We start from the raw sequence: 8,946 nt of genomic DNA on the forward strand, positions 1-8,946 counted from the left end.
ATGCGGGATGTTGCGGTGGCGATATCCTGCCGTACGACTGTGCCCGTAGGTTGCCGTCCTTCTCAAGAGGAACAGACCCGGGGTCGTATAGTCGACCGTCGGCCACGCCAACGTACTGGCAGCTCGGTGGACGAATGCACCAGAACAGCCATGTCTACGGCCCCGTCTGCCGCGTATCGGACTGAGGCAGTCGGCGCCGGCATGAAGGAGGCCCGTTGATGGCCGGCGGAGAATCGTCGCTCAGTGCTCCGACCGACGGATGGGACGTTTTCGTCAGCTACAGCCGGTCCGATGCCGAAAGGGCAGCGGGACTGATTGTCGCTCTTCGAGACCAGGGGCTGCGGGTCTTCGTCGACGACAGCGCCGTGGACGACTTCGCGTCCATCACCTCGACCATCACTCGTGCCCTGGCACGCTCCCGAGTCCTCCTGGCCCTGTACTCCGATGAGTATCCGCACCGCCGAGCATGCCAATGGGAACTCACCTACGCCTACCTGACCGGCCTAGGTGAGGGAGACCCGCGCCGCCGCATCCTGGTGGTCAATCCTGAACCGGCGGCTGCCCACGTACACCCGGTCGAATTGCGCGATGCACGACACTGGCCGTGGCCCCTCGACAATCAGTCGGCGCAGCAACTCGCCGCCAGCGTCGCTGCCTACAGCGCCACACTCGATCAGCCCATGGGGACTGGGGCAGCGGTGCCGTACGTTCCCTGGCTCCCCGCTCCAGCCCGTCCCGGCTCCCCGCACTTCACTGGCCGACTCGCCGAGCAGTGGCGGATCCACACCGCGCTGCACCGGCATCGCGCACCCCTGGTCAGCGGGCAGGGCGGCGACGGCCGCGCCGCACAGTTGCGTGGCATGCCAGGTATCGGGAAGTCGCTGCTCGCCCAGGAGTACGCGCTGAGGTTCAGTCCCGCCTTCCCCGGCGGCATCTTCTGGTTCGATCTCCATGGCTGCCAGGCCGGGACACCGTCCGACACGATGGATGCCTACCTGGAACAGATCATCACCGTAGCCTCCGTCCTCGGCCCGGAACGTGACTCTGTGCCGCTCCCACGCCTGCTCAGCCGTCTCGCCGTGGCAATGGGAGAGCGCAACGCGCCATGCCTCTGGGTGGTGGACGGCGTTCCCGACGGCCTCTCCGCCGACCAGTTGCATCTGCTGCGCGGCCCCCATCTGCTGGCGTCCACCCTCATCACCACACGCTCGCGGCGCTATCCCTCCTTCGCCGAGGCCATCGATATCGGTCCTCTACCGGAACGCGACGGCTACCACCTGGTTGTTTCACGTCGCGCGCCGCAGGCGACCCCGGACCGATCGGCAGCCCTCTCCCTCGTCCACGATCTCGGGGGGCACCCCCATGCTCTCGACCTGGTCGCAGAGCTCACGGTTTCCGGCACTTTCAGCCATATTCGTAACCGCTTGCACAACTCGCTCACAGACGTTCTGTCTGTGCCCACTCCAGCATCCGACGCTCGCTTTCCATCGGGCCGAAGGCCACTGACGGCCCAGTTGCTCACCCGGTCACTCGATTCCCGGAGCCCCGCCGACGATGTCCTGCGGCTTCTGGCACTCGCCTGCCCCGCTCCCCTCACACAGCCTGTCATCGAACAAGCGCTGCTGGCGGTGAGCCCCTACGACCCCTGGGAAGCACCCCAGCTGATCGCAGAGGCGCTGGAGACACTTCTGGGAGAAGGATTCGTCCAGCCGTCCGTCACCGGCGAAGCAGCCTGGACCATTCACCCACTGCTCGCCCGTGCGGTGCGACGCCACGACACCGATCCGGCCCGCCACGAAGACCTCCGGCGTGCTCTGCTCCATGCTCTGGCCGCACTCGCTGGAAGCACCACGTCCACGGTCCCCGCCGCCAACAGCCCCTCCACCAGCACTGTGACGGACAGAAGGATGAGCGGTGTCGGCCGGGCCGAGCGCACAGCTGCCTTCGACCTTCAAATCGAACTGATCACGAGAGTGGGCGTACAACCCCTCGAACCGGATCAGGGCTCCCTGCGGGAGGCTCTCAACTCGCTCCATTCCATTTTTGGTACGACGCGCCAGGTGCTGCACCGCATGGCTGCGGAAAACCCCACCGGAGCAGCGCTTCCCCATCTCGCCTCAGCTCTCGCCAACACGCACCTCCGCCCCTTTCTCTCCACTTGGCACACGGCACTCCAGATACACGAGGCCGCATGTCCCGACGGGATGAGCCCCGTCGAGCACGAACGGCTCTGGGCACGTTCGGGCGAGATGCGCGCTGCGCTCGACGCACTCCAGGAGCCGCTCGGATCCGTCGCCGTCTCACTGGCCGAACTGTCCGGCACGGACCTCGTCGTTCCACCGCGGCCCCCCGCCTGACGGGTATCACAAGGCCGGAAGCCCCCCACCCCTGCAGCCGGGAAGACGCCCGTCAGGAAGCCCTGACACGTTCTGCCTGGAGCAGATACGTTCGGGAGGTAGCGGTACGTACAACACGGTTCATGAGGGGGGACGTTGGCGCGTATACGAGTTCGCTTGCCCGCCGCAGTACGGGCTGCGGGCTGGGGCTTAGCCGGTCTGGTGCTCGGCGGTCTTGTCGGTATGGAAGTCCATACGATCAGCCGGCAGGGCGCTGAGAACCAGTTCATGGCTGTAGGTATGGTGGCCGGCGCCGCGATGGCAATCGCCTGGGCCCTGTACCGCAACTCCTTCCGCCTGGAATCGGCGCAGTTGTACTGCGGCCCCGGGAGCACAGTCACCATCAAATTCGACGGCGACAAGCGGCTCCTGGCAAAGAAGCTCTTTCATGAGGCGGCCGACAGGATCGTGGCCCAGCCGCTGGAGGACGGACGAGGTTCGATCTGCGCGGCCATCAACTCGCTCTATGCCTGGATCACGTTCCGGCGTGACGTCACCCGCCCTGCCGGCCCGGGCAGAGCGGCCCTCAACGGTGTCGAGACCGTCGAGCACTACTCGTCCGACCTCCTCAACAAGGTCATACGGCCTTTCACCACAAAGTGGCACCACGAACTCGAGTGGTACGGCCAGCACCACCCGGACCAGCACGAGGCGCTGTGGCCCTTCAACGATGAATTCCGCTACGACCTCAAGGTGCTCCAGCATGAGGCGCGTCCCTACCTTGAGGGTCTGGCCGAGGTCGCCGGAGTGAGCAACCCAGAGGTGTTCCTGGGGCCTCCGCCTCCTCTTCCCTCACCCCTTCCGACCACCCACATCCCTTGGCACATCAACCCGGAACGCACCGCCCAGCCCCCGTCGAACCCCACTCGTCCCGGGCGAAATGCGTCCAGCCACCCCCTCGACACCGTCCCCCGGCCGGCGTCGAACACCCCCGAGCAGGAGGCGGAAGGCTGAGCGGAAGGGGCCGGTGCCGTGGTTCGGCGGGTGGGTACGGCTCCGTCCCCACCCGCCCACCGCCCCGTACTCAGTCCGCAAGGCTCCGGTCCGCGAGGAATCTCAGGTACTCCTCCGGGTTCAGCGGATTGCCGTCCGTGCGGGGCCGGGACGGTGGCCGGTCGCGTACGGGACGGGCCCGGCCCGGGTGGGACCAGACCGCTCCCTCGCCGTGGGTCAGCCCCGGCAGCGCCCGCTGGAACTCCTGCACGCGACCGGTCGGCAGCTCCGCCGTGACCAGCCAGGACGAGCCGGACGGGCCGGACGCTGCGGAGCCGGTGATCTGGGCGCCGAGCGGGGCGAGACAGCTGACGACGACGTTGAGCGTGTCCTCCGGGATCTCCGCCTCCAGGGTCTGGCACGGCTCGAAGACCCGGGTGCCCGCCTGCTTCAGTGCGCGCATGAGGACCAAGGGTGTGAGCTGCCTGAAGTGTGCCGCGACGGAGAGCGGTGCCACGTAACCGGTCCGGGTCAGTGTGACCGTGCAGTCGGTCACCTCCCAGCCGTACAGGCCCTGTTGAAGGGTCCGCAGCGCGGACTCCTCGATGGCGCGGTGGAAGGCGCGGGGCAGCGTGCCCCGCTCGGTCTCGCGCGCGAAGGTGACACCGGCGCCGGGCGGGGCCGGTTCGACGCGCAGGCCCACCGTCGCCAGGACGGCGTCCGGGCCGTGCCGGCCGACGTCGGTGAGTGCCTCGCCGCTGCCCTCGGGCCGCTCGAAGTACACCGGGCGGACCGGCTCGAAGATCACCTCAAGGCCGAAGTCCCGCTCCAGCCGGGCCGCGAGCACCTCCTGCTGTACGGCTCCGTAGAGCAGTACGGAGGTGGCGCCGCCACCGGTCGGCCGGGTCCGGATCAGCGGGTCCTCGTCCGCGAGCGCCAGCAGGGCCGCGTGCAGCCGCGCCTCATGTCCGGGGACCGATGCCCGTACGACGGTTTCCAAGCTTGGCGGGGAGAAGTGGGTCTGCTGCGCCAAGTGGTCCGTGGATGTGCCCAGTTGGTCGCCGACCCGGATACCGGGCAGGCCGTGCACCCGGCCGATACTGCCCGCCGTCAGCCGCCGGCCGGACTTCCCGCCTGCGGTGCCGTGGGCCTCGCGGCCGGACTTCCCGCCCGCGGTGCCGTGCGCCGCGCGGGTGTCCGGGCCGCCGGGGGCGCCCACGACGTCGATACGGGTGATCCGGCCGCTGAACTCGGTCTGCCGGCCGCCCGGTTCACGGCGGATGCCGGTGATGCGCTGCCGTTCGCGTACCTCCCCCGAGAAGAGCCGGAGGTACGCGATCTTCTCGCCCGCCCCCGTGCGCTCGATGGCGAAGACCGTGCCGCGTGGGCCGGTTCCGGCCGCCGGGGCGGGATCGGAGGGCTCCGGGGCGGGCCGTGGCGGGCGCAGCAGTGCGGTGATGCCGTCCGTGAGGGCGGCGACGCCCTCGCCGGTCAGGGCCGAGCCGAAGAAGACCGGGTGCAGCACTCCGGCCCCGCACTGCCGGGCCAGTAGCGTCCGTACCTCGTCGGCCGGTGGCAGCTCGCCCGCCACGAGCCGGGCGAGCAGGGCGTCGTCGTGTTCGGCGAGCGCCTCGGCGGCGGCCATGCGGAACTCCGGCTGCTCCAGGGACCGTACGGCCGTCCGGGCGGCCGGGGTGCCCGCGCCGCACACTGTGGCCATGGCGAGGACGTCCGGTGTGAGCCGGGCGCGGATGTCGGCCAGCAGGCTGTCGGTACGCGCACCCGGGCGGTCGGTCTTGTTGACGAAGAGCAGCGTCGGCAGTCGCAGCCGGCGCAGCGACCGCAGCAGGACACGGGTCTGCGCCTGTACGCCTTCGACGGCGGAGAGCACGAGAACCGCACCGTCGAGCACGGAGAGCGCCCGCTCGACCTCGGCGATGAAGTCGGGGTGGCCCGGGGTGTCCACCAGATTGATCTGGCGGCCTCCCACACCTCCCACGACGAAGGGCGCCACCGCCGAACGGATCGTGATGCCACGCTCCCGCTCGATGTCGCCGGTGTCGGTCTGCGTACTGCCGGCGTCGACGCTGCCGAGTTCGGAAATGGCGCCGTTGTCGAGCAGCAGCCGTTCGGTCAGGCTGGTCTTGCCCGCGTCGATGTGGGCGAGCACGCCCAGGTTGAGAGTGGCTCCGGGATTCCGGGTTCCGCGATTCGGAGTTCCGTCATTCGGAGTTCCGTCATTCGGGGTGCCGGGATTCGGGGTGTCGGGCACAGAGGTCCTCAGTGGGGGTGGGAGAGAGGGACGACGACCTGGTGAATCCGTGGAACTGGCGCATCGTCTGCCTCTTCTTCCGCTGAAATTCCGCTGAGTGTCCGGGCTGCCCGGCTGTCACCGCGAGCCACGCGAGGGTAGCGGTACGTCTCCCGGGTGCGCGACAGGATTTCCGCGCCGCCGGGACCGGTAGGTGGGCCGGGGCCCCGTACCGTGGCGGGATGGCCGAGTCGGAGTACGGAGTGTCAGAGCCGCAGCCGAGCGCCGACGACCGGCGCTTCCCCGCCTTGCGGGCACCCGGCTGCGCCGACCTCGGTGCGCTGGACGCGCAGGTGGTGGAGTGCCGTGCCTGCCCCCGCCTGGTGGCCTGGCGGGAACAGGTGGCCGTGGAGAAGCGGGCCGCGTACCGGGACCAGGAGTACTGGGGACGGCCGGTCCCCGGCTTCGGTCCCGCCGATGCCGCGCTGGCCGTGGTGGGCCTGGCGCCCGCGGCGCACGGCGGGAACAGGACCGGGCGGATGTTCACCGGGGACCCGGCGGGCGACTTCCTGATCGCCGGGCTGCACGCGCTCGGCCTCGCCTCGCAGCCCACGGCGACCGGCGCCGACGACGGCCTCACCCTGCGCGGGGTACGGATGGCGTCCCCGGTGCACTGTGCGCCGCCGCAGAACAAGCCCACCACCGAGGAGCGCGACACCTGCCGGCCCTGGCTGGCGGCGGAGCTGGCACTGCTGCGTCCCGGGCTGCGTGCGGTCGTGGTGCTCGGAGGATTCGGCTGGCAGGCCCTGCTGCCCGTACTGGCCGAGGCGGGCTGGGTGCTGCCCCGGCCACGACCGGTGTTCGGCCACGGCGCGCAGGTGGTGCTCGCCGGTACGGACGGCCGCGAGGAGCTGAGGCTCTTCGGCTGCTACCACCCGAGCCGGCGCAATGTGAACACCGGGCTGCTGACGCGTCCGATGCTGGAGACGGTGTTCCGCGAGGCGGCCACCGCCGCCGGGCTGTAGCCCGGGAGCGGCGGGAAGGCCGGGGGAGGCGAGGCCGGGCGCCACCGCGTCTCAGCGGCCGGGCCGGGCGCCACCGCCTCTCAGCGGCCGGGCCCGGCGGTGCACTGGCCCGGCGCAACGGCTGGCTGTAGCACGGCAGTTGGACCCGGAAGCCGCCGACCCCGGCAGCCGTACCTGCCTCCGTACCCGTACGCCCCGGAACCCCCCGCACCCCCGTTCGTACGCCCCCCCCCGCTCATACGCCCGGAACCCCCCGCACCCGTACGCCCAGAACCCCGGGCCACCGGCCGACCGCCCCGCGCCCCGCCTCCTACCCCGCGCTGCCCGCGTGTTCGATGGCCCGGCTCCATGCCTCGTACGTGGGCCGCGGCCGGGCCGGCTCCAGCGGTTCCGGCGGCTCGCTCGGCCGCACGTCGCCGAAGGGGGTCCAGCCCCACTGCCGCATCGCGCCCCTGGCCGCCTCGTTCCCCGGCTCCACCAGGGCCGTGACCAGCGCGGCCCGCGAACGCACCAGCAACTGCCCGACCAGGCGGGTGGCGATCCGCTGCCGCCGGTAGGACGGCTGCACCATCAGCTCGGCCAGGACGAACACCTGCCCGGACGCGGTCAGTTCCTCGACCGCCTCCGGAAGCACACCCCGGAAGCCCTCCCAGAACCCGCCGTCCCGGTCCAGGACGTACCCGTACGCGCATCCGGCCAGGGTCGGGCCGTCGGCCACCATCATGTCGAAGCCGGGACGCTGCATGTCCTCGGCGAAGCGCTCCAGGAACTGACCGCGGTCGTGGAACTCCTCGCCACGCGGCCCCCGGTACACCTCGACATGGGTGTCCGCGACGGCCTCCCGCTGCTGTTCGGCCTGCCATCGGGTCAGGCGGCGCATGAAGACCTCTGCCATGTGTTCCTCCCGTTTTCCGGCCATCGTCCCAGCGCCGGGCGATCAGCGGAACGGCCAGTGCGGGATCCGGCCTCGCCCGGACGCCCGGGGACAAGGCCAGGTGGCGCGGTGCGGGCAGGGCGCGCGGCGGAAATGGCCGAATGGCGCCGTCCGGAGTGCGGGCTTCCGGCCGGTGCCTTCCCCTGGATACGTGACGGACGACGGTACCCACGGACTCGGTGAGCCCGGTGAGCTCCGGGCCCGGACCGCGACGCCTGAGCGGCGCCCGCCGGGCCGCCTGATGCGGTCGTTCCTCGCCGTCCTGCTGATCGTGGCCGCCGGGATCCTCACCCCGGTCTCGGCCGTCGCCGTCTGGACCCGCGATGTCGTGGGCGACACCGGCCGCTATGTCGCCCTGATGCGGCCGCTGGCCGCCGATCCCGCCGTACGGTCCGCCGTGACCGACCGGGCGACGGAGGCCATCATGAAGTACGTCAGCGTCGACGCACTGCTCAAGTCGGTCGGGCCCGCGGAACGGGCCGAGATCGAGCTGGCCATCGGCGCACTCCACCAGCCGATCACCTCGGGGCTGAGGAACCTGGTGCACCGCACGGTCGCGGACTTCGTCGGCAGCGACGCGTTCACCGGTCTCTGGGTCCAGCTCAACAGGACCGCGCACACCGCCGCCGTACGGGCCCTGACCAGCGACCGGGGCAGCGCCCTCACGATCGATCTGTCCCCGGTGACGGAGGCCGCGAAGAAGCGTCTCGTGGACAGCGGACTGACGCTCGCGTCGAAGATCCCCACGGTGCACACCCGGCTGACCGTGCTGGACTCCGCGGCAATGGGCCGTGCGCGCACCACCTTCCGGCTGCTGCGGACCGGCGCCCTCTGGCTGCCGTACGTCACCGTGCTGCTCGCGGCGGGCGGCGTCCTCCTCTCAGTCCGCAGAAGGCGCGCCCTGGTCACCGCTGCCCTCGCGGTGGCGGCCGGTGCGCTGCTGCTCGCTCCGGCGCTCGCCGTCTTCCGCAGCCTGTATCTGGACCGGCTACCGGGCGGCGTCCCGGAGCCCGCCGCGGCCGCCGTCTTCGACGCGCTGACGGCCTTCCTGCGGACGGCGGCCCGCATGATCGCCGTCTCCGGCGCCGTGGTGGCGCTCGCGACCTGGCTGGGCGGCCCGGGCCGGGCCGCGGTACGGGTCCGTACGGCGTGCCGGGGCTCCGTCGGCGCCGTACGTGACGCCATGGGGCTGCGCACCGGGCGGGCCGGGCTCTGGGTGTGGCGGGCCAGGATCTGGCTGGACCGGGCGGTGGTGGCCGTCGCCCTCGCCGTCTACCTGGTCTGGTACCGGGCCCCCCCGCGCGGCGCGGGGGGGCTCCTCCACACCCCCCGCCGCGCGCGGGCGGGGGTGGGGCGTGTGGCCGACCCCGCCCCCGCCCGCCCCCCCCGCCGGAGCCCCGGCGCGCG

6 protein-coding genes are annotated in these 8,946 nt (G+C 71.3%); 4 read left to right on the forward strand and 2 right to left on the reverse strand.

Annotated elements, in window-relative coordinates:
• The first annotated feature begins 218 nt into the window (after positions 1 to 218).
• Positions 219 to 2,357, forward strand: a complete 2,139-nt coding sequence (locus ACFXBC_RS23160) for a TIR domain-containing protein (RefSeq protein ID WP_385027525.1) — start codon at positions 219 to 221, stop codon at positions 2,355 to 2,357.
• 267 nt (positions 2,358 to 2,624) lie between these two features.
• The gene (locus tag ACFXBC_RS23165; protein ID WP_385027527.1) at positions 2,625 to 3,350 is read left to right on the forward strand and encodes a hypothetical protein; all 726 of its coding nucleotides are present in this window, start codon (positions 2,625 to 2,627) and stop codon (positions 3,348 to 3,350) included.
• A 70-nt stretch (positions 3,351 to 3,420) separates the two neighbouring features.
• Here ACFXBC_RS23165 and ACFXBC_RS23170 read toward each other — a convergent pair whose 3' ends face one another.
• On the reverse strand, positions 3,421 to 5,499 hold the full coding sequence (locus ACFXBC_RS23170; protein WP_385027530.1) for a GTP-binding protein: 2,079 nt from the start codon (positions 5,497 to 5,499) through the stop codon (positions 3,421 to 3,423).
• A gap of 323 nt (positions 5,500 to 5,822) precedes the next feature.
• Here ACFXBC_RS23170 and ACFXBC_RS23175 point away from each other — a divergent pair, with 323 nt between their 5' ends.
• Positions 5,823 to 6,605, forward strand: coding sequence for a uracil-DNA glycosylase (locus ACFXBC_RS23175; RefSeq protein ID WP_385027533.1), 783 nt, complete (start codon positions 5,823 to 5,825; stop codon positions 6,603 to 6,605).
• Between the two features lie 310 nt (positions 6,606 to 6,915).
• Here ACFXBC_RS23175 and ACFXBC_RS23180 read toward each other — a convergent pair whose 3' ends face one another.
• Entirely contained in the window at positions 6,916 to 7,500 is a 585-nt protein-coding gene (locus ACFXBC_RS23180; RefSeq protein ID WP_385027536.1) for a GNAT family N-acetyltransferase, read from the reverse strand.
• A gap of 190 nt (positions 7,501 to 7,690) precedes the next feature.
• On the opposite strand from ACFXBC_RS23180, the gene ACFXBC_RS23185 reads away from it, so the two are divergent.
• Positions 7,691 to 8,946 (forward strand): hypothetical protein (locus tag ACFXBC_RS23185; RefSeq protein ID WP_385027539.1); only part of this gene is annotated, 1,256 nt, incomplete at its 3' end.

Origin of the sequence: Streptomyces sp. NPDC059398, from assembly GCF_042751845.1 — a bacterium.
Classification (GTDB): Bacteria; Actinomycetota; Actinomycetes; order Streptomycetales; family Streptomycetaceae; genus Streptomyces.